22 protein-coding genes are annotated in these 22,009 nt (G+C 71.8%); 8 read left to right on the top strand and 14 right to left on the bottom strand.

Going from position 1 to position 22,009, the window contains the following annotated elements; genetic code table 11:
- Positions 1–162: 162 nt before the first annotated feature.
- Complete coding sequence (locus ACIBJB_RS01445) at positions 163–1,155, top strand: small ribosomal subunit Rsm22 family protein (protein ID WP_398925321.1); 993 nt, start codon at positions 163–165, stop codon at positions 1,153–1,155.
- A gap of 21 nt (positions 1,156–1,176) precedes the next feature.
- Here the strand turns inward: ACIBJB_RS01445 and ACIBJB_RS01440 are convergent, their stop codons facing one another.
- Positions 1,177–1,413 (bottom strand): DUF6243 family protein, encoded by a 237-nt coding sequence (locus tag ACIBJB_RS01440; protein ID WP_398925319.1) that lies wholly within the window; start codon positions 1,411–1,413, stop codon positions 1,177–1,179.
- Positions 1,414–1,519: 106 nt separating this feature from the next.
- Between ACIBJB_RS01440 and ACIBJB_RS01435 the strand changes: the two genes are divergently transcribed.
- Both ACIBJB_RS01435 and ACIBJB_RS01430 read left to right on the top strand, forming a co-directional pair.
- Positions 1,520–2,152, top strand: coding sequence for a TetR/AcrR family transcriptional regulator (locus ACIBJB_RS01435; protein WP_398925317.1), 633 nt, complete (start codon positions 1,520–1,522; stop codon positions 2,150–2,152).
- A gap of 91 nt (positions 2,153–2,243) precedes the next feature.
- The gene (locus tag ACIBJB_RS01430) at positions 2,244–2,981 is read left to right on the top strand and encodes a bifunctional DNA primase/polymerase (protein WP_398925315.1); all 738 of its coding nucleotides are present in this window, start codon (positions 2,244–2,246) and stop codon (positions 2,979–2,981) included.
- A gap of 15 nt (positions 2,982–2,996) precedes the next feature.
- On the opposite strand, the gene ACIBJB_RS01425 is transcribed toward ACIBJB_RS01430, so the two are convergent.
- The 4 genes from ACIBJB_RS01425 to efeO are packed head-to-tail and all read right to left on the bottom strand — an operon-like array spanning position 2,997 to position 7,228.
- A complete protein-coding gene (locus tag ACIBJB_RS01425; RefSeq protein WP_398925313.1) occupies positions 2,997–3,995 on the bottom strand; it encodes a hypothetical protein in 999 nt (332 codons plus the stop codon).
- Positions 3,955–4,827 carry an iron uptake transporter permease EfeU gene (gene efeU / locus ACIBJB_RS01420; RefSeq protein ID WP_398925311.1) on the bottom strand — a complete coding sequence of 291 codons (873 nt, stop codon included), beginning with the start codon at positions 4,825–4,827 and terminating at the stop codon, positions 3,955–3,957. The genes ACIBJB_RS01425 and efeU overlap by 41 nt, the downstream gene beginning before the upstream one ends.
- Before the next feature lie 3 nt (positions 4,828–4,830).
- On the bottom strand, positions 4,831–6,072 hold the full coding sequence (gene efeB, locus ACIBJB_RS01415) for an iron uptake transporter deferrochelatase/peroxidase subunit (RefSeq protein WP_398925309.1): 1,242 nt from the start codon (positions 6,070–6,072) through the stop codon (positions 4,831–4,833).
- 10 nt (positions 6,073–6,082) lie between these two features.
- Complete coding sequence (gene efeO, locus ACIBJB_RS01410; protein ID WP_398925307.1) at positions 6,083–7,228, bottom strand: iron uptake system protein EfeO; 1,146 nt, start codon at positions 7,226–7,228, stop codon at positions 6,083–6,085.
- A 157-nt stretch (positions 7,229–7,385) separates the two neighbouring features.
- On the opposite strand from efeO, the gene ACIBJB_RS01405 reads away from it, so the two are divergent.
- The gene (locus ACIBJB_RS01405) at positions 7,386–8,030 is read left to right on the top strand and encodes a PhzF family phenazine biosynthesis protein (RefSeq protein ID WP_398925305.1); all 645 of its coding nucleotides are present in this window, start codon (positions 7,386–7,388) and stop codon (positions 8,028–8,030) included.
- Between the two features lie 12 nt (positions 8,031–8,042).
- On the opposite strand, the gene map is transcribed toward ACIBJB_RS01405, so the two are convergent.
- Positions 8,043–8,900 (bottom strand): type I methionyl aminopeptidase, encoded by an 858-nt coding sequence (gene map / locus ACIBJB_RS01400; RefSeq protein WP_398925303.1) that lies wholly within the window; start codon positions 8,898–8,900, stop codon positions 8,043–8,045.
- A 58-nt stretch (positions 8,901–8,958) separates the two neighbouring features.
- Here map and ACIBJB_RS01395 point away from each other — a divergent pair, with 58 nt between their 5' ends.
- A complete protein-coding gene (locus ACIBJB_RS01395) occupies positions 8,959–9,189 on the top strand; it encodes a hypothetical protein (protein WP_398925301.1) in 231 nt (76 codons plus the stop codon).
- Here ACIBJB_RS01395 and ACIBJB_RS01390 read toward each other — a convergent pair whose 3' ends face one another.
- Together ACIBJB_RS01390 and ACIBJB_RS01385 are read right to left on the bottom strand one after the other, a co-directional pair.
- Positions 9,190–10,488 carry an MFS transporter gene (locus tag ACIBJB_RS01390; protein ID WP_398925299.1) on the bottom strand — a complete coding sequence of 433 codons (1,299 nt, stop codon included), beginning with the start codon at positions 10,486–10,488 and terminating at the stop codon, positions 9,190–9,192. It lies immediately after the preceding gene.
- A 51-nt stretch (positions 10,489–10,539) separates the two neighbouring features.
- Entirely contained in the window at positions 10,540–11,142 is a 603-nt protein-coding gene (locus tag ACIBJB_RS01385; RefSeq protein ID WP_398925297.1) for a hypothetical protein, read from the bottom strand.
- Between the two features lie 308 nt (positions 11,143–11,450).
- Between ACIBJB_RS01385 and npdG the strand changes: the two genes are divergently transcribed.
- Both npdG and ACIBJB_RS01375 read left to right on the top strand, forming a co-directional pair.
- Positions 11,451–12,158, top strand: a complete 708-nt coding sequence (gene npdG, locus ACIBJB_RS01380; protein ID WP_398925295.1) for an NADPH-dependent F420 reductase — start codon at positions 11,451–11,453, stop codon at positions 12,156–12,158.
- A 60-nt stretch (positions 12,159–12,218) separates the two neighbouring features.
- Complete coding sequence (locus tag ACIBJB_RS01375) at positions 12,219–12,398, top strand: hypothetical protein (protein ID WP_398925293.1); 180 nt, start codon at positions 12,219–12,221, stop codon at positions 12,396–12,398.
- Here ACIBJB_RS01375 and ACIBJB_RS01370 read toward each other — a convergent pair.
- Positions 12,383–13,150, bottom strand: a complete 768-nt coding sequence (locus tag ACIBJB_RS01370) for a site-2 protease family protein (protein ID WP_398925291.1) — start codon at positions 13,148–13,150, stop codon at positions 12,383–12,385. The two genes, ACIBJB_RS01375 and ACIBJB_RS01370, sit on opposite strands and share 16 nt — an antisense overlap.
- A 223-nt stretch (positions 13,151–13,373) precedes the next feature.
- Here ACIBJB_RS01370 and ACIBJB_RS01365 point away from each other — a divergent pair, with 223 nt between their 5' ends.
- On the top strand, positions 13,374–16,718 hold the full coding sequence (locus ACIBJB_RS01365; RefSeq protein ID WP_398925289.1) for an AfsR/SARP family transcriptional regulator: 3,345 nt from the start codon (positions 13,374–13,376) through the stop codon (positions 16,716–16,718).
- A 19-nt stretch (positions 16,719–16,737) separates the two neighbouring features.
- Here the strand turns inward: ACIBJB_RS01365 and ACIBJB_RS01360 are convergent, their stop codons facing one another.
- From ACIBJB_RS01360 to ACIBJB_RS01340, 5 genes are all read right to left on the bottom strand, one after another.
- The gene (locus ACIBJB_RS01360; protein WP_398925287.1) at positions 16,738–17,553 is read right to left on the bottom strand and encodes an ABC transporter permease; all 816 of its coding nucleotides are present in this window, start codon (positions 17,551–17,553) and stop codon (positions 16,738–16,740) included.
- Positions 17,550–18,575, bottom strand: coding sequence for an ATP-binding cassette domain-containing protein (locus tag ACIBJB_RS01355; protein ID WP_398925285.1), 1,026 nt, complete (start codon positions 18,573–18,575; stop codon positions 17,550–17,552). Before ACIBJB_RS01355 ends, ACIBJB_RS01360 begins: the two co-directional genes overlap by 4 nt.
- Before the next feature lie 131 nt (positions 18,576–18,706).
- The gene (locus ACIBJB_RS01350; protein WP_398925283.1) at positions 18,707–19,927 is read right to left on the bottom strand and encodes an MFS transporter; all 1,221 of its coding nucleotides are present in this window, start codon (positions 19,925–19,927) and stop codon (positions 18,707–18,709) included.
- 104 nt (positions 19,928–20,031) lie between these two features.
- Entirely contained in the window at positions 20,032–21,081 is a 1,050-nt protein-coding gene (locus ACIBJB_RS01345) for an endonuclease/exonuclease/phosphatase family protein (RefSeq protein WP_398925281.1), read from the bottom strand.
- Between the two features lie 223 nt (positions 21,082–21,304).
- A complete protein-coding gene (locus ACIBJB_RS01340) occupies positions 21,305–21,928 on the bottom strand; it encodes a TetR/AcrR family transcriptional regulator (protein ID WP_398925279.1) in 624 nt (207 codons plus the stop codon).
- Between the last annotated feature and the right edge of the window lie 81 nt (positions 21,929–22,009).

The following is a 22,009-nucleotide window of genomic DNA, read 5'->3' as shown; positions in this document are numbered from 1 at the left end:
TGGGGGCGCAGCCCCCAGCGGGGCCGAAGGGGCAGCGCCCCTGGGGACGGGACGGGTAGGGGCGGCGGGGGCGAGAAAACCGGCGAGCCCCACGCCCCCCGCACCGGCGGCGAGAAAACCCGCGAAGCGAGACCCCCGCACCGGCCCCCATAGAATCCTCGGGTGACCGCCCCCGCACCCCCGTCCGAAACCCTCCGCACCGCCCTCGCCACCCTCCTCGACGGCCTCCCCCCGAAGCAGGCGGCCCAGGCGGTGGACCGCCTGATCGCCACCTACCGCGGAACCACCCCCACCGACACCCCGATCCTCCGCGACCGCGCGGACGTGGCCGCCTACGCCGCGTACCGCATGCCCGCCACCTTCGAGGCGGTCCACGCGGCCCTGGAGGCATTCGCCGAGGCCACCCCCGACTGGACCCCCAGCGGTCACACCGACGTCGGTGGCGGGACCGGCGCCGCCACCTGGGCCGTCACCGCCACCTGGGCGGGCGACCGCGCGGTCACCGTCCTCGACTGGTCCGACCCCGCGCTCGCCCTCGGCCGCGAGATCGCCACCGCGAACCCGGCCCTGCGCGACGCCCACTGGCAGCGCACCAGGATCGGCAAGGACCTCACCCTGCCCGCCACGGATCTGGTCACCGTCTCGTACGTCCTCAACGAACTCACCCCCGGCGACCGCACCGCCCTCGTGGACACCGCGGCGGCCTCGGCGCAGACCGTCGTGATCGTCGAGGCCGGCACCCCCGCCGGGTACACCCGCGTCATCGAGGCCCGCGACCGGCTGATCGCCGCCGGCTTCCGGATCGCCGCGCCCTGCCCGCACAGTTCCGCGTGCCCGATCGTCGCCGGCGAGGACTGGTGCCACTTCTCGGCGAGGGTCAGCCGGTCGTCCCTGCACCGTCAGGTCAAGGGCGGCTCACTGCCGTACGAGGACGAGAAGTTCAGCTACGTGGCGGCGACCCGACTCCCGGCCACCCCGGCGTCCGCCCGGGTGATCCGCCGGCCGCAGATCCGCAAGGGACAGGTGCTCCTCGACCTGTGCGAGCCCGACGAGCAACTGACCCGCCGCACGGTCACCAAGCGCCACGGCGACCTGTACAAGGCGGCGAGGGACGCGGCGTGGGGCGACCCCTGGCCCCCGTCGGACAGGCCGTAGCCCCGCTCCGCGGTGGCCCGGTCACGACGAGGCTTCCCCCGCCCCTTCCCCTTCCCCTTCCCCTTCCCCTTCCCCTTCCCCTTCCCCTTCCCCTTCCCGCTTGCCCTGGAGTTTCCGCAACAGCTCACGCTTGTCCGCCAGCGGGTCCCGCGCGCCGCCGATCCGGCCGCCGCGGTTGCCGCCGCGCAGGGCCTTGCTGCCGATGTTCCTGCGTGTACCGCCGACTCCGAGCATGCCGCCCGATCCACCTCGTGCCATGACCTGCCCCTTCACTCACCCGACTCGTAACGAGACGTCTCGTCTCGACCGACGCATCCACTCTCCGGCGAGACGCACCGTCTTGTCAACCTGGTAAGTTCGCCCCATGGCCACCCACACCTCCAAGCAGCCCGCCGCCCCCGACACCACCCGTCGCAGCGAGAAGTCCCGCCGCGCCATCTACGACGCCGCCCTCGGCCTCGTCGCCGAGGTCGGCTACCCCAAGACCACGATCGAGGGGATCGCCGCCCGCGCCGGTGTCGGCAAGCAGACGATCTACCGCTGGTGGTCGTCGAAGGCGGAGGTGCTGATGGAGGCCTTCCTCGACCTGAGCGAGCAGGCGGCACGCGAGGCCGGTCCCGAGGAGACGTACACCATTCCGGACACCGGTGATCTCGCCGCCGACCTCAAGGCCGTCCTGCGGCTCACCGTGGACCAGCTCAAGGACCCCCGTTTCGAGGCCCCCTCCCGCGCCCTGGCCGCGGAGGGCGTCGTCAACGAGAAGGTCGGCCGGGCCTTCATGGCCAGGCTCCTCGAACCGTCGCTCCAGTTGTACGTCGACCGGGTGCGCGCCGCCCAGGAGGGCGGCCAGGTGCGCCCCGAGATCGACCCGCGCATCGCCCTCGAACTCTGGGTCTCCCCCCTCGCCCAGCGCTGGCTCCAGTACACCGGCCCGATCACCTACGACTACACCGACACCCTCGTCGACTACGCCCTCCACGGCATCGCACCCCGCTGAGTGCCTCACCTCGGTTCCGGACCCCCCGAAGCCGAGGAAAGTGGGACCATAAGGCATGCTGTTCCGCACGACAGCGAGGCGAGGGTGGTAGATGAGCGCGGAGTCGGGGGGCCTGACCGGCCTGCAGGGCAAACTCTCCCAGTGGCTGCGCGGACGCCGGCCGAAGGAGGCCGCCGCCGGGGACGGAGGCGACCGTGAGGCCCTGCTGCTGGCCGCTGCCTCAGCGGGACTCCCGCTCGCGCCCGCCGCGCATCCCGCCCCCGGGTACCGGTGCTCCTGCGACCGGGTCGGATGCCCTACGCCCGCCCGTCATCCCGTGTCCTTCGCCTGGCAGACCCAGTCGACCACCGACCGCGCGCAGATCGAGCGCTGGGCCCGGCACCAGCCGCAGGCCAACTTCATCACCGCGACCGGCATGGTCCACGACGTCCTCGACGTCCCTCTGGAGGCCGGGCGGGAAGCGCTCGAGCGGCTCCTCGGTGCCGGGATCGAGGTCGGCCCCGTCGCCGAGAGCGACGACGGCCGGCTCCTGTTCTTCACCCTCACCCGCGGCACCCCCGAGGACGAGGACGAGTGGTGGCCGTGCGAACTGGACTGCCACCCCGAGACGGCCGACGAACATCCCGGCCTGCGCTGGCACTGCCGGGGTTCCTACGTCCTCGTACCGCCCGCCCGGCTGCCCGGCGGCCAGGCCGTGCACTGGGTCCGCGGCCTCGAACACCCGCTGCCCGACCCGCTGAGCCTCCTGGAAGTCCTCACCGACGCCTGCTCCCGCCACGTCGGCGGGGAGCCGGACCACGAGACCGCGGCCTGGCCCTCGCGCCGGTAGCGAGCGGGCCGGTCCCTATGACCCCTTCGCGGACGTCAGGCCCTGGATCCGGCCGAGCACGGTGACCTGCTGCCCGTCCGCGCCCTTCGGCGGGTCGACGGCCACCGAGTTGGAGACGATCTCCATCGTCAGGGACTGCTTGATCTCGCCGGTCGTCAGGGCCCGCACGGCATCGTTGGTGGGGATCGAGGTGCCCGGGGCGGCCGTCTGCTTCGTGTAGAGGTGCGTGGCGAAGAACACCAGCGCCCCGCCGTCCGCCGTGCGCAGGGCCAGCGGTTGGTAGTCGCCGCTCGTCATCGGTTCGTCGATGTACTGGGTGACCAGGCCCGGCCGCTTGCCGTCCTTCTCGCGCGCCGCACGCCATGTGCTGGTGTACGCGCCGTCCGCGAAGGTGTCGCCGCCGCTCTTGAGGTAGGTCGCGTACTCCTGGCCCACCTCGCCGGGGGGGACGGCCAGTTCGGGCGAGTTCACGGGCACGGCCTCGGCCCAGCCGTCCGCGTCCTTCTTGAACTGCGGCACCTTGCCCTCGGCCACCAGCGTCAGATACGCCACCTGGAACGGCTCGCCCAGCCCGTCGCGGGTGAACACGAGCAGCCAGCGCGCGGTGCCGCCCTTGTTGCCGGCCGCGTCGGCGACGAACCAGCGCGGCCAGCCCGCCTTCTTCGGGATGGTGTACGTCACGTCCGACAGCTTCAGCGGTGTGTGCGTGGCGTTGCCGCTCGGGCTGTTGACCTTGCCGGCCTTCAGCCGCGCCGCGTCGATGGCGCCGAGCGCACCGGTGACATGGGCGGCGTCCAGCGAGCCGTCGTACGCCTTGTCCGCCGCGTTGTACGCGTTCGTGAACTGCTGGAGCGCCTTGGCGGCCTCCGCCTTGGTCGTCGCGGGAAGCACCTCCCGCTCGCCGTGCACCACCATGCATCCGCTCGCCGTCAACGACAAAGCGGTCACAGAGGCTGCTATCAGTGCGCTCCGGTCAAGCCTGCGGAGCCTTCGAGGGCCGCGATCCCTGCTCATCAGGTGCCTTCACCTTCCCCTTCCCGGAGGCGAACCCTACCGGGGCGAGGAACAGCGCGAGCGTCGGGATCAAGTACAGCAGCCACACCGTGACCTGAAGGACCGTCGGGTCCGGCTGGAAGTTGAACACACCCTTGAGGAGCGTGCCGTACCAGCTGTCCGGCGGGATGGTCTCGCTGATGTCGAAGGCCCTGTTGGTGAGGCCCGGCAGCCAGTCGGCCTCCTGGAGGTCGTGGAAGCCGTACGCCAGCACACCCGCCGCCACGACGACCAGCATGCCGCCGGTCCAGGTGAAGAACCTGGCCAGGTTGATGCGCAGGGCGCCGCGGTAGAACAGCCAGCCCAGGAAGACCGCCGTGGCGATACCGAGGGCCGCGCCGACCAGCGGACGCGGGGTGCCGTCGCCGGCCGCGTGCACCGACGCCCACACGAACAGGGCGGTCTCCAGGCCCTCCCGGCCCACCGCGAGGAACGCGGTGGCGACCAGGGCGGCGGTGCCCATCTGCAGGGCGGCGTCCAGCTTGCCGTGCAGCTCGGACTTCAGGTGCCGGGCGGTGCGCCGCATCCAGAAGACCATCCACGTCACCAGGCCGACCGCGATGACCGACAGGGAGCCGCCGAGCGCCTCCTGCGCCTCGAACGTCAGCTCCTGGGAGCCGAATTCGAGCGCGCACCCGAAACCGAGGGCGAGCGCGACCGCGACGCCGATGCCGATCCAGATGGGCCGCAGGGCGTCCCGGCGGCCCGTCTTCACCAGGTAGGCGATGAGGATGCAGACGACCAGGCTGGCTTCCAGGCCCTCGCGCAGACCGATCAGGTAGTTGGAGAACACGGGTCAGGCCTCCTTGGAGAACAGCGTGCTGCCCCACCAGTCGTCCTTGTCACGGACGCCGGGCGGGACGGCGAAGATCGCCGAACCCACGTGCTGGATGTACTCGTTGAGCGCGTCCGTGGCCAGATGGCGCTGGATCCGGATGAAGCCCTCGCGGACGTCCTTCTGGTACGCGAGGAAGAACAGGCCCGCCTCCAGCCGGCCGAGGCCGTCCGTGCCGTCGGTGAAGGAGTAGCCGCGGCGCAGGATCGTCGCCCCGTGGTTGGAGTCGGGGTGCGCGAGCCGGACGTGCGCGTCGGGCTTCATCGCCGGCAGGAACGGCTTGTCGCGCTCCTTGGCCTTGCCGACCGGGGCGCCCTCGCCCTTGTCCCGGCCGAAGATGTCCTCCTGCTCCTGCAGCGAGGTGCGGTCCCAGGTCTCGATGTGCATACGGATGCGGCGGGCGACGAGATAGGAGCCGCCGTTCATCCAGCCGGGACCGTCGGCCCAGACGAACTTCTTCAGCCGGTCCGTCTCGGTGCCCGCGATGTTGCGGGTGCCGTCCTTGAAGCCCATCAGATTGCGCGGGGTCTGTTCGTCGGGCGTCGTCGAGGACGTCTTGCCGAAGCCGAGCTGCGACCACTTGATGACGACCTTGCCGAAGCCGATCCGGGCCAGGTTGCGGATCGCGTGCACGGCGACCTGCGGGTCGTCCGCGCAGGCCTGGACGCACAGGTCGCCGCCGCTGCGGTTCTTGTCGAGGTTGTCACCGGCGAACTGGGGGAGGTCGACGAGCGCCTCGGGCCGCTGGTCGGCCAGGTCGAACTTCCCGAAGAGGGACGGGCCGAAGCCGATCGTCAGCGTCAGCCGCGACGGCTTGAGTCCGAGCGCCTCCCCGGTGTCGTCCGGCGGCGCCTCGGCCAGGCCGCCGTACGCCCCTTCGCCGACCGCCTTGCCCGCGGTCATCCGCCGCGCGGCCGCCGTCCAGTCCTTGAGCATCTGCACGAACTCGGCGCGGTCCTCGGTCGTCACGTCGAACGCGGCGAAGTGCAGCCGGTCCTGCACGGGGGTGGCGATGCCCGCCTGGTGGGCGCCGTGGAACTCGACCGCGGCCCCGGCCGAGGCCCCGGCCGGTTCGATGTCGTCGCCGGTCCGGGTCATCGCGACCGCGCCACCGGCAGCGGCGGCACCGAGCGCGAGCCCGGCCCCGCCCCAGCCGATCAGCGCACGGCGCGAGGGAGCCGTGGATTTCTCTTCGTCCGTCATGATCCCCGCCTCAGGAAGACTTGGTGACGACGGCGGCGGCGAGCTTGGACAGCGGCTCCGCGAGCGCGTTCACACCGTCCGACAGCTGCTTGCGACCGGCGTCGCCGACCTTGTCGTACGAGGTGAAGTCGTACGACGTCTTGTCGGCGCGGTACTTGTCAAGGAGCGTGTTCAGCGCGGCGAACTGCTTGTCGAGCTCGGTGACCAGGGCCGCGTCGTTCTCCTGGGCGACCGGCTTCAGCAGCTCGTACGACTTCTCGGCGCCCTCGACGTTGGCCTTGAAGTCGACGAGGTCGGTGTGCGAGTAGCGCTCCTCCTCGCCGGTGACCTTGCCGGTGGCGACCTCGTCGAGGAGCTCCTTGGCGCCGTTGGCCATCGAGGTCGGGGTGATGTCCGCCTTGCCGACCCGGTTCTGCCAGTCGGTGAGGTCGGTGATCAACTGGTCGGCGAGGGTCTTGTCCCCGGCGGTGATCTTCTTGTCCTGCCAGAGGGACTTCTCGAGCCGGTGCCAGCCGGTCCACTTCTGCCCGCCCTCAAGGCCGTCGGCCCGCACATCGACCTTCGGGTCGATGTCCCCGAAGGACTCGGCGACCGGCTCGGTGCGCTCCCAGCCGATCCGGGAGGGGGCGTAGGCCTTCTTGGCGGCCTCGAGGTCGCCGGCCTTGACCGCGGCGGCGAAGGTCTTCGCGAGCGGCAGGGTGGCGTCGGCCTGCTCCTGCGCGTACTTGCGGTACGCGGCGACGGCCGCGTCGAGGCGCGGATCGCGCTTGGCCACGGTCCCGCCGGTGGCCTTGACCTCCTGCCGGATGCCGTCGCCCTTCATGCCGGGTTTGCAGGCGATCGTGTAGTCACCGGCCTTCACCTCGGCGGTGACCTTCTGCTTGGTGCCGGGGCCGATGTTCTCGCGCTCGGTGACGATCCGGTCGTCCGGGAAGAGGACGTAGACCTCGGTGACCTTGGAGCCCTTGTTCTCGATGGCGAGCTCCACGTGCCCGGCCGGGAACGCCTTCTTGGAGACCTCGCACTTGCTGTCGGTCGCGGTCACGTCGATGACGCGGTCGCTGTCGCCCGAGCTTCCCTTCTCCGTGCACCCCGTGACGGCGGTCAGGGCCGCCACGGCGGTGAAGGTGACGACGGACAGTCTGGCGGCGCGCATACGAGCTCCTGAGGGTTGGATAGGCTCGCCTAACTTATCTGAGGCTTATCTATGTATGGCCCAAAGCAATCGCCAAGTAAAGGTCAAGGGAGATTCAAACGTTCCGCTCCGGGGGCACGTGGAGGTGCGGGACCTGCTCGGATGCTTCAATTCCCCCGTGAGTGACTACGACGTGCTGCGCGTCTTCTGCGCGCCGAACGGCGGCTACGGCAATGAGCTGGGCGTCGTCCGCGAGGGGTCCGTGATGCCGGACCGGGACGAGCGGCAGGCGTTCGCCGCGAAGCTCGGGTTCAGCGAGACCGTGTTCGTCGACGATCCCGAGCGCGGGGTCATCGACATCTACACCCCGTCCGTGCGGCTGGCGTTCGCCGGGTATCCCTGTGTCGGGGCGGCCTGGTTGCTCGACGTGCCCGAACTCGTCACGCGCGCCGGGGTCGTCGGTACCCGGCTCGACGGGGAGTTCAGCTGGATCGAGGCGCGGGCCGAGTGGGCGGCGCCGCGGACCTTCCGCCAGTACGGCACCGCCGCCGAGGTGGACGATCTGACGGTCCCGGCGGCCGGGGACTGGGTGTACGCCTGGGCCTGGGAGGACGAGGCCGCCGGGCGGATCCGGGCCCGTGGCTTTCCCGGCCGGGGCGACGGTGTCGAGGAGGACGAGGCCACCGGGGCCGCGGCCCTCCAGCTCACCCACGAACTCGGCCGGGCGCTGAACATCGTCCAGGGCGCAGGCTCCCAGATCCTCACGGCTCCGCAGCCGGGCGGATGGGTCGAGGTGGGAGGCCGGGTCTTCCTGGAGCGCTGAGGCCCACGCCGGCTACGGCAGCGTCAGGATCTCCGCCCCCGTCTCCGTCACCACCAGCGTGTGCTCGAACTGTGCCGTCCGCTTCCGGTCCTTCGTGACGACCGTCCACCCGTCGTCCCACATGTCGTACTCGTGCGTCCCGAGCGTCAGCATCGGCTCGATCGTGAACGTCATGCCGGGCTGGATGACCGTCGTCGCGTGCGGGCTGTCGTAGTGCGGGATGATCAGGCCGCTGTGGAAGGACGAGTTGATGCCGTGGCCCGTGAAGTCCCGGACGACTCCGTAGCCGAAGCGCTTGGCGTACGACTCGATGACCCGGCCGATGATGTTGATCTGGCGGCCCGGCCTGACCGCCTTGATCGCGCGGGCCAGGGACTCCCGGGTCCGCTCGACCAGCAGCCGGCTCTCCTCGTCGACGTCACCCACCAGGTACGTCGCGTTGTTGTCGCCGTGCACCCCGCCGATGTACGCCGTCACGTCGAGGTTGATGATGTCGCCGTCCCGGAGCACGGTGGAGTCCGGAATGCCGTGGCAGATCACTTCGTTGAGGCTGGTGCACAGGGACTTCGGGAAGCCCCGGTAGCCGAGCGTCGACGGGTAGGCGCCGTGGTCGCACATGTACTCGTGCGCCACCTTGTCCAGTTCGTCGGTGGTCACCCCGGGCGCGATCAGCTTCGCGGCCTCCTCCATCGCCCGCGCCGCGATACGGCCGGCGACCCGCATCGCCTCGACGGTCTCCGGAGTCTGCACCTCCGGACCCTTGTACGGCGTCGGCGCGGGCTTGCCGACGTACTCGGGGCGACGGATGTTTCCGGGCACGGAACGGATGGGGGAGAGTTCCCCGGGCACGAGCAGCGACTGGCCAGACATGCCGACGAGTCTATCCAGCGCCGTTGGGGGAACATGTCGGTGGCGAGAGGAGCAGGTCATGCCCTTGTTCAAGAAGCGCGCGGGCGGCAAGCCGGGCGAGTGGTACTACTGCCTGGAGCACAAGAAGGTCGAGGAGGGGCCCCAGTGCCCGGCCAAGGACCGGTTCGGGCCCTACGCGAGCCGCAAGGAGGCCGAGCAGGCGATGGAGACGGCCCGCGAGCGCAACCTCGAGTGGGAGAACGACCCCAAGTGGCACGACGCCCCGGCGGGGGGCCCGGAGGACGACTGATCACACCTGGGCCGCGGCTCTCTGGTCCCGCACCTGTGCCGCGTGCTTGTCCGTGCGGGCGTCGTAGGTCATCAGTTTCGGCAGGCACAGAGCCAGCAGACCCACGGCCCCCGCGCACAGCACCCCGCCCGACCAGACGGACGTCCGTATGCCCCACCAGGCGGCGAAACCACCACTGCGGACCTGGCCGACGGTCGGGCCCACGGAGTACGACAGCAGTTCGATCCCGGCGAGCCGACCGCGCAGTTCGTCCGGGATCGTCTGGTTCCACATGATCCCCCGGAAGATCCCGCTGACCATGTCGCAGGCTCCGGCCACGGTCAGGAACAGCAGCACCAGCCAGACGTTGCTCATGGTCCCGGCCGCCGCGATGGCCAGGCCCCAGAGGGCGGCCGACAGCACCACCATCCGGCCGTGCCGGTGGATCCGTGACGTCCAGCCACTGACCAGGCTCACCAGCAGCGCCCCGAGCGGGACACTCGCGTACATCAGGCCCAGCGACCACTCGGCGTCCAGGTCGTCCGCGAGGAACGGCAGCAGGGCCAGCGGCATCGCCAGGAACATCGCGGCGAGGTCGACGGCGTAGGTGCCGAGGAGTTCCTTGCGGCCCCAGGCGTACCGCGCGCCCTCCGCGATGGCCTTCAGCGAGGGCTTGGCCGCCTCGTGGGAGGCGGGGGAGGCCGCGATCCGTACGACGAGGGCGACGGAGACGGCGAAGGTCAGCAGGTCCGCGCCGTAGGCCCAGCCGAGGCCCGCGTAGGCCACCACCACGCCCGCCAGCGCCGGGCCCGCGACCCCCCCGACCGTCCAGCGGAACGAGTTCAGCGAGGCCGCCGCCGGCAGGTGGTCGTGGGCCACGATCCGGGGCCAGAGGGAGTCGAGGGCGGGGCGCTGCACCGAGACCAGGGCGGAGGACAGGGCGGCGACGACGTACAGCGGCCACACGGCGGGGTGCGGCAGTAGGGCGTTGAGCAGCAGGGCCGCGCTCAGCAGGCCCTGCCCGGCCTCCGTCCACACGATCAGCTTCCGCTTGTCCCACGCGTCCGCGAGCGCGCCGCCGTACAGCCCGAAGACGAGGAGGGGGAGCAGTTCCACGGCTCCGATCGCGCCCACCGCCGCCGCCGAGTCCGTCAGGTCCTTCAGTTGCACCGGCAGTGCCACGAAGGTCAGGAAGCTGCCGAAGTTCGAGATCAGACCCGCGTACCACAGCCGCCGGAAGTCCCGGGACGCCCGCCAGGGGGCGAGGTCGGGGAGCATGGCGCGAAGGCCGGAGGGGGGTTCGGGGGCGTCGTCGGTCACGACCGGTCATGGTCGGCGGAGGCCTCCCGGTCCGGCAACTGCTTTTCGCGGCTACCAGCGGGCGGGAGGCGGCGCGGTCAGCTGGTCGGCCAGTCGCGACAGCCGGTCCCGGAACCGCCGCCGGCCCCTGGGCGCGGGGACGGCGTTCTCCCCGGCCGCCGCGCTCACCAGGTGCTGCACGGTGTCCAGGTCGAGGTCCGTGCCCTCCGGTACGGCCAGCGACTCGTGGGCCATCGCGGCGAGTTCGCCCTCGCCGGGACCGAGGGAGAGGACCGTCGCGCCGGCCCGCCGGGCGTCGTTCACCTGCTCCAGAAGCGGGGCGCCCGGCCGGTCCGGGGACACCACCAGCAGGGTCTCGCCCCGCCGGGCCGCCGCGAGCCGGCCGGGGCCGACCGACAGGTGCGCGGGGTCGGTGGGGCGTGCGTCGTGGCGTACGAGGGTGGGGGCCAGTTCCGGTGTGCCCGACCAGGCGGCCTCGTCGACCAGATGGGCCGCCAGGTGCCACGGCTCGTACTCCGGCGTGCCGACCAGGAGCAGCCCTCCGCCGTGCGAGACCACCGACCCCCGCAGTACGCCCGCGAAGCGTCGCGTGGCCCCCAGCCACTCGGTCCCGGCGAGCACTTCGCGCAGCAGCGCGACCCGTACGGCGTCCATGGGGCGGCATCCTGCCGCAAGCGGACGTCCGTGACCGGTGGTTCACCCCGAATTCGCCCGAACCGGGCAGAGAGACACCGAGGGCGACGGCCTGTCGGCGCCGACACGCACCCGCCGACGGCCTCTCCGCCGCCTGCTGCGAGCCGGTCCGGACCGGGGGATCCGACCTGGCCCGGGTCGACGCCCCGCCCGTCGGGCGCCGCGACGAGGCCGGGGACATCGGTGCCTGTGAGCGGATCACCTTCGGGCGGGTGCCGGTGACCCGGGTCACCGGCCGGGGCGATCGGGGCGGACGTAAAGTCGGGCCCATGACCTCTACCGACAGTGCTGCACAGAAGGCTCCCGCCAAGGACCCCTGGGACCTTCCCGACGTCTCAGGACTCGTGGTCGGCGTGCTCGGCGGGACCGGGCCGCAGGGCAAGGGCCTCGCCTACCGGCTCGCCCGCGCCGGGCAGAAGGTGATCATCGGCTCCCGGGCCGCCGAGCGCGCCCAGGCCGCCGCCGACGAACTCGCGCACGGGGTCGAGGGCGCCGACAACGCCGAGACCGCGCGCCGCAGCGACATCGTGATCGTCGCCGTGCCGTGGGACGGCCACGGCAAGACCCTGGAGTCGCTGCGCGAGGAACTCGTCGGCAAGCTCGTCGTCGACTGCGTCAACCCGCTCGGCTTCGACAAGAAGGGCGCCTACGCGCTGAAGCCGGAGGAGGGCAGCGCGGCGGAACAGGCGGCGGCCCTGCTCCCGGACTCGCGGGTCACCGCCGCCTTCCACCACCTGTCGGCCGTGCTGCTCCAGGACCCGGAGGTCGAGGAGATCGACACCGACGTCATGGTGCTCGGCGAGGAGCGGGCCGACGTGGAGATCGTGCAGGCGCTGGCCGGCCGCATCCCCGGCATGCGCGGCATCTTCTCGGGCCGGCTGCGTAACGCCCACCAGGTGGAGTCGCTGGTCGCCAACCTGATCTCGGTCAACCGGCGGTACAAGGCGCACGCGGGGCTGCGGGTCACGGACGTGTGAGCGGATGGGGGACACTGGACGCCGTAGCGCAGCAGTGTCCCCCGACAGGAGCCCGATCCCATGCCCCGCCTCGCCCTCTACGCCCTCGCCGTCTGCCTCCTCGCCGTCGCGGCGGCGGTCGTCTCCTTCGTACAGGGCAGCTGGCTGGGGATCGTGTGGGTGCTGCTGGCGGGGCTGTCGTCCAACATGTGCTGGTACTACGTCAAGCGCGGCAAGGCCGACGCCTACCAGAAGCGGTAGAGGCTCCAGCCGATCGACGCCTCCGCCTCGCTGACCCCGAGGCCGTTCAGGACCGAGTGGACCAGGTCGAAGAACACGCTGTTGACCTGCGGCACCCACAGCAGCGCGAACACGAACAGCAGGCCGAAGGGGGCGAAGGGCTCGATCTGGCGCTTGACGCCGTGCGAGAGCCAGGGCTCGATGACGCCGTAGCCGTCCAGGCCCGGGACGGGCAGGAAGTTCAGGATCGCGGCGGAGACCTGGAGCAGGGCGAGGAAGGCCAGCGCGAAGCGGAACTCCAGCGGGACGCCGTCGAGGGCGTCCAGCCAGAACGGGGCCGTGCAGGCGATGGCGAACAGGACGTTCGTGAGGGGGCCCGCCGCGGAGATCAGGCTGTGCCGCCAGCGGCCGCGGATCCTGTCGCGTTCGATGAACACCGCGCCGCCGGGCAGGCCGATACCGCCCATGATCACGAAGATGACGGGGAGCACGATGCTGAGCAGCGCGTGGGTATAGGCGAGAGGGTTGAGGCTCAGGTAGCCCTTGCTGCCCACGGTGATGTCGCCGCTGTGCAGGGCGGTGCGGGCGTGGGCGTACTCGTGCAGACAGAGGGACACGACCCAGGCGCCGGTCACGAACAGGAAGACGGCGATGTCCGTCCGCTCGGCGAATCCCGTCCAGGTGGCCCAGCCCGTCACCGCCGTCACGGCGACGATCCCGAGGAAGACCGGGCTGATCCTCCGGTCACTGTGGCGGGTGGTGGCGGTGGTCATGGGGCTCCCTGAACTGGACCTGCGCGCGGTGGGACGGCCCGACGGTACCGGGCACAGGTGAAAACGTCTTGGGGTGGGGCGGAGGTTCCGTGTAGACCGGACAGTTGCCGCCGTGTGGCCGCGACCGGCCCCCACCGTCCCACCCCCGGCCCGACAACCCGGCCCGGCACTTCGACACCCCGCTGAAGCAACCCCGTGACCGGCCCCGACCTCACCGGAGACAATGGACCCCGTGCGCTATCGCATCCTCGGCACCACCCAGGCACTCCGTCCCGACGGTACGTCCGTCCCGGTCGGCGGCACGCGGCTGCGTGCGCTGCTGACCGTTCTCGCTCTGCGGCCCGGCCGTACCGTCCCCGTGAGCCTGCTCGTGGACGAGGTGTGGGGTGACGACCCGCCGGCCGACGCGACCGGCGCGCTGCAGGCGCTGGTCGGGCGGCTCAGGCGCGCGCTCGGGGCGGACGCGGTCGCCTCGGTGGAGGGCGGCTACCGGCTGACGGCGGGGCCGGACGACATCGACCTGCACCGTTTCGAGCGGCTCGCCGGTGACGGCGTGCGGGCGCTGGCCGACGGTGACCCCGCGAAGGCGGCCGTGGTCCTGGACGACGCCCTCGCTCTGTGGCGGGGTCCGGCCCTGGCCGATCTGCCCGACCGTACGGCCGAGGCGGCGCGCGCCGAGGCCCGCCGGCTGGACGCCCTGCGCGCCCGCCACACCGCCGCGCTCGCCCTCGGCCTCGCCGACCAGTCCCTCCCCGAACTGACCGCCCTCTGCGACACCCACCCCCTCGACGAGCCCCTCCAGGCCCTCCGCCTGCGCGCCCTGCGCGACACGGGCCGCACGGCGGAGGCGCTGGCCGCGTACGAGTCCGTACGACAGCTGCTCGCGGACCGGCTGGGCGCGGACCCGGGGGCCGAACTGCGGGCGCTGCACGGGGAGTTGCTGCGGCCGGAGCCATCCGCTGCGGACGGAAAGGGCGAAAACGGCGGACAGCGCGGCCAGGTGTCCGCCGTCGCAGCGGGCGATCGTGAATCCGCCGCCCCCACCCCGCCCTCCGGCAACCTCCGTGCCCGTCTCACCTCCTTCGTCGGCCGGGAGGCCGACATCGAGGCCATCCGCGAGGACCTCGCGACCGCGCGGCTCGTCACGCTGCTCGGGCCGGGCGGGGCCGGCAAGACGCGGCTCTCGCAGGAGGCCGCCGAGGCCGTGGGGGACGTGGTGCGGGACGGGGTGTGGCTGGCCGAGCTCGCCCCGGTGGACGACCCGGACGCCGTGCCCGAGGCCGTGCTCACCGCCGTCGGCGCCCGCGAGACCGTGCTGTACGGCGCCGGTGCCGAGGCGATGCGTGCCGCCGGGAGCGAGCGGCTCGACGACCCCGTCGAGCGGCTCGCCGAGCACTGCGGCCGGCGCAGCATGCTGCTGATCCTCGACAACTGCGAGCACGTGGTCGACGCGGCCGCCCGTCTGACGGAGACGCTCCTGGAGCGCTGCCCCGGGCTGACCGTCCTGGCCACCAGCCGTGAACCCCTGGGCGTGCCGGGGGAGTTGCTGCGGCCCGTGGAGCCGCTGCCCGAGCCGGTCGCGCTGCGGCTGCTCGCCGACCGGGGGGCCGCGGCCCGGCCCGGATTCCGGGTCGACAGCGACGAGGGGACCGCGGCGGCCTGCGCGGAGATCTGCCGGCGCCTCGACGGGCTGCCCCTCGGTATCGAGCTCGCCGCCGCCCGGCTACGGATGCTGACGCCACGTCAGATCGCCGACCGGCTCGACGACCGCTTCCGGCTGCTCACCTCCGGCAGCCGTACCGTGCTGCCCCGCCAGCAGACCCTGCGGGCCGTCGTCGACTGGTCCTGGGACCTGCTCGACGAGGAGGAACGGGACGTCCTGCGGCGGCTGTCGGTGTTCGCCGGCGGCTGCGACCTGGCCGCCGCCGAGGCCGTGTGCGGGCCCGCCGCACTGGACGCGCTCGGCTCGCTCGTCGACAAGTCCCTTGTGGTGGCCGCTCCTTCGGGGGACGGCGAGATGCGCTACCGGCTCTTGGAGACGGTCGCCGAATACGCCGGCGAGCGCCTCGACGAGACGGACGGCTCGCGCGCCGAGGCCGAGCGCGCGCATCTGGCGTACTACCGCGAACTCGCGCGCACCACCGACCCGTTGCTGCGCGGCCCCCGCCAACTGGCCGCCATCGAGCGCCTGGAGCGCGAGTACGAGAACCTCCGCACCGCCCTGCGCCGGGCCGTCGCCGACCGCGACGAACAGGAGGGGCTGTGCCTGGTGCTGTCGCTGGCCTGGTACTGGCAGATGCGTGACCTGCGCATCGAGGCCCGCAACTGGTCCCGCGACGTCCAGGGCCTCGGCCCCGACCCCTTCACCGAGCCGGTCCGCCCCGCCGCGCCGGTGTGGGAGCGCTGCACGGACACCCCGCCACCGTGGACCGGCGAGGTGCTGGAAGAAGCCCGGCGCGGCGCGCACCTCGTCCATCTCGCCTGCATGGACACCGAGTTGGACGCCTGGCAGAACCAGCACGCGCAGGCGAAGCTGCGGGCCATCGCCGCCACCTACGAGCCCGGCATGGCACAGACCTGCCGGATGCCGGGCTCCCTGTGGTTCTTCGCCATCATGCTCACCGGGGACATGGAGCGGCTGCGGAAGGTCATCCAGGCGACCGTCGACACCTGCCGGGCCACCCCGGGTTACGACTGGGAGCTCGCCGCCGCCCTCCAGTGGCGGGCCAACCTGCTCGCCAACCGCTCCGACTGGGCCGGCGACGCCATCCAGGACGCCGAGGAGGCGCTGGAGATCTACGATCGGCTCGGCGACCTGTGGGGCACCGCCGAAGCGCTCTCGGCACGCGCCGAAGCCCATGAGCGCAAGGGTGAATGGCATGCGGCCGCGGCCGACTACGAGCGGGCGCTCGAGCGGGCCGAACAACTCGGCGCCCGCGCCCAGAGGTCCGTGCTCAACGCCCGGCTGGGCAGCGCGCTGCTGGAGACGGGGGAGGCCGAGCGCGGCGAACTCCTGCTGCATGAGGTGATCGCCGACCGGGACGGCGCCCGCAACGAGGCGATGCCGGCCGCCCGGATGTTCCTCGCCGGCCGGCTCGGCCTGACCGGCCGCATTCCCGAGGCGCGCGAACAACTCCAGCTGCTGCGCCAGCAGTTCGGCATCGCTCACTTCGTCATCTTCGACGCCTTCATCCTCGGCTCGGAGGCCTGGCTGGAGGCCGTGGACGGCTGCTACGAGAAGTGTCTGACCCTGACCCGCCGGGCGCTGGAGAAGTCCGAGGACCCGCTGGCCCTGACCATCGCCCCGCATATGCGCACCATGTACCTGCACACCGCGGGGCTCGCCCTCGCCGGGGCCGACGGCGGCGCCCGCGCCCACGACGGAGCCCGCTGCCTCAGGGCCGGGGACGCGCTGCTGCCGGCCGGCCACGTCCCGACGACCGTCGAGCGCAGCGTGCGCGGCAGGGCCGAGCAGGAGCTGCGCGCGGTCCTCGGCGACGCGGCCTACGAGTCGGCGTACGCGGAGGGCGGCGGCCTCTCCCCCCGGGAGGCCGCCGCCCTGGTGTGACGCGCACCGGCGCCGAACTTCAGTTCTTCGTACGGAACTTGTGGATGGCGTACGGCGCCGCCACCGCCGTGATCGCCGCCGACCAGCCGAGCGTGACCCACAGGTCGTGGGCGACCGGGCCACCCACCATCAGCCCGCGGGCCGCGTCGGCGAGCGCGGACAGCGGGTTGTAGTCGGTGAAGTGCTGGAGCCAGCCCGGCATGGAGTTCGTCGGTGCGAAGATCGAGGAGCCGAACTGGAGCGGGAACAGCACCAGGAAGCCCATCGCCTGCACGGACTGCGCGTTCTTCAGGATCACGCCCAGGGTGAGGAACACCCACATGATCGAGGAGGCGAACACGGCGGACAGACCGACCGCCGCGAGCAGACCGCCCCAGTGGTGGATGTCGAAGCCGACCAGGACGGCGACGATCATCAGCACGGTGGTCGCGAACAGCATCCGCAGCAGTTCCACGGAGATCTTCGCGAACAGCACCGAGCCGCGTCCGATCGGCAGGGACCGGAAGCGGTCCATGACACCGGAGTTGAAGTCCTGGCTGAAGCCGGTGCCCACGCCCTGGGACAGGGTCATGCTCATCATCGCGATCATGCCCGGGATGACGTACTGGACGTATCCGTCCTGCCCGCCGCCCAGGGCCTGTCCGATCGAGCCGCCGAAGACATAGACGAACAGCAGGGTGAAGACGACCGGCATCAGGATGGCGTCGAACATCGACTCCGGGTCCTGCCGGATCCACAGCAGGTTGCGGCGGACGAGGGCGCCGGTGTGCCGGAGGTGCCCGCGCAGCGGGATCCGGGCGTCGGCGTCGATCGTGGTGGCGGTTGCGGCGCTCATACGGCGACCTCCTCGCGGGATTCGGTGGGGACGGTGTCCTGCGGGGCACTGGCGCGGTGGCCGGTGAGGGACAGGAACACCTCGTCCAGGCTGGGCAGTTCGGTGGTGATGGAGGAGAGCGTGATGCCACGCGCGGTGACCGCGCCGACCACGGCGGTCAGCTGCTCGTCGCTGAGGATCGGGACGATGACGGTGCCGCTCGCGGTGTCCACGGTGCTGGTGGCGATCCCGGTGATGCCGAGCTCGTCGATCCACCCGGCGAGCGGCTGCAGCTGCAGCGGATCGACGGGGCGTACCCGCAGCGAGCGCCCGCCGACCTTCGCCTTGAGCTCCTCGATGGCGCCGTCGGCGATGACCTTGCCGTGGTCCACCACCGTCAGCTCGGAGGCGAGCTGCTCGGCCTCCTCCATGTACTGGGTGGTCAGCAGGACGGTCACGCCCTCCCCGACCATCCGCTTGACCTCGTCCCACACCTCGTTGCGGGTGCGCGGGTCGAGACCGGTGGTCGGCTCGTCCAGGAAGAGCACCTGGGGCCGGCCGATCATCGAGGCGGCGAGGTCGAGCCGGCGCCGCATACCGCCGGAGTAGGTGCTCGCCGGCCGCTTCGCCGCGTCCGTGAGCGAGAACCGCTCCAGCAGCTCGTCGGCCCGGGTGCGGGCCTCCTTGCGGGGCAGGTCGAGCAGCCGCCCGATCATGTAGAGGTTCTCCCAGCCCGGCAGCTTCTCGTCCACCGAGGCGTACTGCCCGGTGAGCCCGATGACCCGTCGCAGCTGACGGGGCTGCCGCACGGCGTCGTAACCGGCGACGGTGGCCTGCCCTGCGTCCGGGGCGAGAAGGGTGGACAGAATGCGTACGAGGGTGGTCTTGCCGGCGCCGTTCGGCCCGAGCACACCCATCACGGTGCCCTCGCGCACGTCCAGGTCGACGCCGTCCAGCGCCTTGGTCTCGCCGTAGTGCTTGACCAGCCCCCGCACGGAAACGGCGGAGTCCCCGCTCTTGGGGTTCTTGTCGATTCGCGTCATACCGAGGACAGTGCCAGCCCCCACCGACAAACCACCGACAGGTCGCCTACACGGGCCTACAGGTTGCCGACAGAGCAAAAAAGAGGGGGCGCCCGGCGTTCACCGGGCGCCCCTTCTCGTCGTACGACCCCTCAGTACCGCACGGCTTCCGCCTGCTCCGGCAGATGGGTCGCGACCACGCGCTCCCGACCGGGCGACACGTCCACGCGCCGCCGGTCCACGACCGCGGCCACCGCGGCGACCCCGAGACCGAGCACGGCCAGGGCGGCGCCCGTCAGTGCCGGGGACGTCACGCCGAGGCCCGCGGCCAGGGCGAGGCCGCCGATCCAGGCGCCGCCGGCGTTGGCCAGGTTGAAGGCGGCCTGGTTGGCGGAGGAGGCCAGGGAGGGGGCGGCCGAGGCCTTCTCCATGACCATCAGCTGGAGCGGGGAGCCGGTCACGAAGGCCGCCGTGCCCAGCAGCACGACCGCCACGGCCGCGCTCCACTGCGTCGACATCAGCACCGGGAACAGGGCCAGGACCACGACCAGCGAGGTCAGACCGCCGAACAGGGTGCCGCGCAGCGAGTGGTCGGCGAGCCGTCCGCCGACCAGGTTGCCCGCCGTCGCGCCCACGCCGAACAACGCGAGCAGCAGCGTCACGTTGGAGTCGGCGTAGCCGGCGGCGTCCGTGAGCATCGGCGTGATGTAGCTGTACGCGGCGAACAGCGCGCCGAAGCCCGCGACCGTCGTGCCGAGCGCCAGCCAGACGGGCACCGACTTCAGGGCGACCAGTTCGCGGCGCAGGCCCACCGCGGGGGCGTGCGCGTGGTCGTGCGGGATGAGGAGCGCCAGGGAGGCTATCGCCGCCAGGCCGATCGCGCTGACGCCGAGGAAGGTCGCGCGCCAGCCCAGGTGCTGGCCCATGAGCGTGGCGACCGGCACGCCCGCGATGTTGGCGAGGGTCAGGCCGAGGAACATCAGGGACACCGAGCGGGCCTTGCGCTCCGGCGCCACCATGCCGGTGGCGACGACCGCGCCCACCCCGAAGAAGGCACCGTGCGGCAGTCCGCTCAGGAAGCGGGCCGCGAGCAGCCAGTGTTCGCCGGGGGCGAGGGCGGAGAGCGCGTTGCCGGCCACGAACAGGCCCATCAGGCCGATGAGGACCGTACGGCGGGACATCCGGGCGGTGACCGCGGCGAGCAGCGGGGCGCCGATCACCACGCCCAGCGCGTACGCCGAGACCAGATGGCCGGCGGTGGGGATCGAGATGCCCAGGTCGTCCGCGACGTCGGGCAGCAGGCCCATCATCACGAATTCGGTGGTGCCGAGACCAAAAGCGCCGACGGCCAGTGCGAGCAGGGCCAAGGGCATGAAGAGCCGAGCCTTTCAGGGGAGAGCGGAGTTCCGTACCTAGCTTATGTTCAAGTACGGAACAAATGCTCCCGGGCCCGGTATTCCAAGGGGCCTCCGGCGGGTTACGACGAGGTGGCGAGGTCCACACGAGCCGCGACCGGCAGATGGTCGCTGCCGGTGGCGGGCAGCGTCCACGAGCTCACCGGCTCCACGCCCTGCACCATGATCTGGTCGATCCGCGCCATCGGGAACGACGCCGGCCAGCTGAACCCGAAGCCGCTGCCCGCCGCGCCCTGCGTGGAGCGCATCTGGGAGGTGACGGCGTTGAGCGCGCGGTCGTTCATCGTGCCGTTGAGGTCGCCGAGCAGGATCTTGCGGGGCAGCTTCTCGTCGGCGATGGCCTCGCCCAGCGCGTCGGCGCTCTTGTCGCGCTGCCGGGCGGTGAACCCGGCCTCCATCTTCACCCGCACGGACGGCAGGTGGGCGACGTAGACCGCGACCTGCCCGTCCGGGGCGGCCACCGTGGCCCGCATGGCCCGGGTCCAGCCCAGCTTGATGTCGACGGCCTTCACGCCGGTCAGCGGGTCCTTGCTCCACAGCCCCACGGTGCCCTCGACCGCGTGGTACCTGTACGTCGACGCCAGCGCCTTCTCGTACACCGGCACCGCCGAGGCGGTCAGCTCCTCCAGGGCGACCACGTCCGCGCCGGACGCGGCCACGTCCCGGGCGGTGCCGGACGGGTCGGGGTTGTCGGCGTTGACGTTGTGGGTGGCCACCGTGAGGTCGCCGCCGGTGGCGGACTTGTCGGAGAGCAACCCGCCGAAGAGGTTCAGCCACACGGCCGCCGGGAGCAGCACCGCGATCAGCGCGGTCGCGGACCTGCGGAGGAAACCGAGCAGGAGCAGCACCGGGACGAACACGCCCAGCCAGGGCAGGAAGGTCTCGATGAGACTGCCGAGGTTGCCGATACGGTTCGGGATCTGCGCGTGCAGCAGCATCACCAGGGCCACGAGCACCGCGAGGGTGGCCAGGACGAGCCCGCGGCGCCAGATCCTCCGGTCACCGCGCCAGCCGGAGACCAGCCGTCCGAGCAGGCGCCGGAACCGGTCTCTCCGGCGCTCGGGTCCCGAGCCGCCTTCCGCCGTTTCCGTCACGTATGCCTGCTGCGCCATACCGTCGCCTCACTACCTGCCGTGCACGCCGTTCGCCCCGATGCCGTGGGGTCTCGGACACCCCGTACGACCCTAGGGGATGATCGGCCTCCGTCTCGTCGTCCCATGACGACCGTACGGGGGCGATGACGTACAAGTCGCCTTCCCGAGTTCCCTGTCCCGGCAGTGAAAGCGCCCTCTGTGACGAAACGCGCACATGGCGGCCGCGGGGTCCGGACGGGCTCTAGGAACTGACGGGGCGTAGGCCCTCGAGGACGGTGTCGACGATCTGTTCCGAGAGGCCCTCCGGCAGCGCGGCGTCGGGGTGCATGATGGTGCGGAAGAGCATGGGGCCGATGAACAGGTCGTTGACCAGCTCGACGTCGATGTCCGAGCGGAGTTCGCCGTTGGCCTGCCCCCGGCGCAGGATGTCGACCTGCTTGCGGCGCCGGGGCGCGACGACGATCGCGTGGTAGGCGTCCCACACCTTCGGGCTGCTCTTCATCTGGGCGAAGACACTGTGCAGCAGCGCCGAGGAACGGGTCATCAGCCCGCGCTGCCGCAACTGCTCGAGCAGCGCCACGAGATCGTCGCGCATCGAGGTGCCGGGCAGTTCCGCGTCCGGGGGCTCGGCGGTGCGCACGACGTCGACGAAGAGCTCCTCCTTGCCGTTCCAGCGGCGGTAGATGGTGGCCTTGCCGACGCCCGCGGTACGGGCGATGCGCTCGATGGACAGTTCGGCGAGCGGCACGCCGTCCTCGAGCAGCTTGATGACGGCCTCGATGATGGACCGCTCCACGGCCTCACTGCGGGGCCGGCCCCGTACGGGCCCCGTCTGCCTGCGCTGACTCTCGGCGAGGCCGCTCACGTCCCTTGGTCCTCTCGGTGTGATGGGGTGCTGCTCCCTGCCCTACGGCCGTACACGGGGCGGTGTCCGGCCGTTGCCCGC

The sequence above is a fragment of the Streptomyces sp. NPDC050759 genome (genome assembly GCF_044456945.1).
Lineage (GTDB): Bacteria > Actinomycetota > Actinomycetes > Streptomycetales > Streptomycetaceae > Streptomyces.
The sequence above is the reverse complement of the archived record's forward strand: the minus strand, read 5'-3'. Positions and strand labels throughout refer to the sequence as shown.

Bases quoted from the DNA above. Each gene is read 5' to 3' on its own strand.
- ACIBJB_RS01440 (WP_398925319.1), bottom strand. From the start codon at position 1,413: ATGGCACGAGGTGGATCGGGCGGCATGCTCGGAGTCGGCGGTACACGC.
- ACIBJB_RS01435 (WP_398925317.1), top strand. From the start codon at position 1,520: ATGGCCACCCACACCTCCAAGCAGCCCGCCGCCCCCGACACCACCCGT.
- ACIBJB_RS01430 (WP_398925315.1), top strand. From the start codon at position 2,244: ATGAGCGCGGAGTCGGGGGGCCTGACCGGCCTGCAGGGCAAACTCTCC.
- ACIBJB_RS01425 (WP_398925313.1), bottom strand. From the start codon at position 3,995: ATGAGCAGGGATCGCGGCCCTCGAAGGCTCCGCAGGCTTGACCGGAGC.
- efeB (WP_398925309.1), bottom strand. From the start codon at position 6,072: ATGACGGACGAAGAGAAATCCACGGCTCCCTCGCGCCGTGCGCTGATC.
- efeO (WP_398925307.1), bottom strand. From the start codon at position 7,228: ATGCGCGCCGCCAGACTGTCCGTCGTCACCTTCACCGCCGTGGCGGCC.
- map (WP_398925303.1), bottom strand. From the start codon at position 8,900: ATGTCTGGCCAGTCGCTGCTCGTGCCCGGGGAACTCTCCCCCATCCGT.
- ACIBJB_RS01395 (WP_398925301.1), top strand. From the start codon at position 8,959: ATGCCCTTGTTCAAGAAGCGCGCGGGCGGCAAGCCGGGCGAGTGGTAC.
- ACIBJB_RS01385 (WP_398925297.1), bottom strand. From the start codon at position 11,142: ATGGACGCCGTACGGGTCGCGCTGCTGCGCGAAGTGCTCGCCGGGACC.
- npdG (WP_398925295.1), top strand. From the start codon at position 11,451: ATGACCTCTACCGACAGTGCTGCACAGAAGGCTCCCGCCAAGGACCCC.
- ACIBJB_RS01375 (WP_398925293.1), top strand. From the start codon at position 12,219: ATGCCCCGCCTCGCCCTCTACGCCCTCGCCGTCTGCCTCCTCGCCGTC.
- ACIBJB_RS01370 (WP_398925291.1), bottom strand. From the start codon at position 13,150: ATGACCACCGCCACCACCCGCCACAGTGACCGGAGGATCAGCCCGGTC.
- ACIBJB_RS01365 (WP_398925289.1), top strand. From the start codon at position 13,374: ATGGACCCCGTGCGCTATCGCATCCTCGGCACCACCCAGGCACTCCGT.
- ACIBJB_RS01360 (WP_398925287.1), bottom strand. From the start codon at position 17,553: ATGAGCGCCGCAACCGCCACCACGATCGACGCCGACGCCCGGATCCCG.
- ACIBJB_RS01355 (WP_398925285.1), bottom strand. From the start codon at position 18,575: ATGACGCGAATCGACAAGAACCCCAAGAGCGGGGACTCCGCCGTTTCC.
- ACIBJB_RS01350 (WP_398925283.1), bottom strand. From the start codon at position 19,927: ATGCCCTTGGCCCTGCTCGCACTGGCCGTCGGCGCTTTTGGTCTCGGC.
- ACIBJB_RS01345 (WP_398925281.1), bottom strand. From the start codon at position 21,081: ATGGCGCAGCAGGCATACGTGACGGAAACGGCGGAAGGCGGCTCGGGA.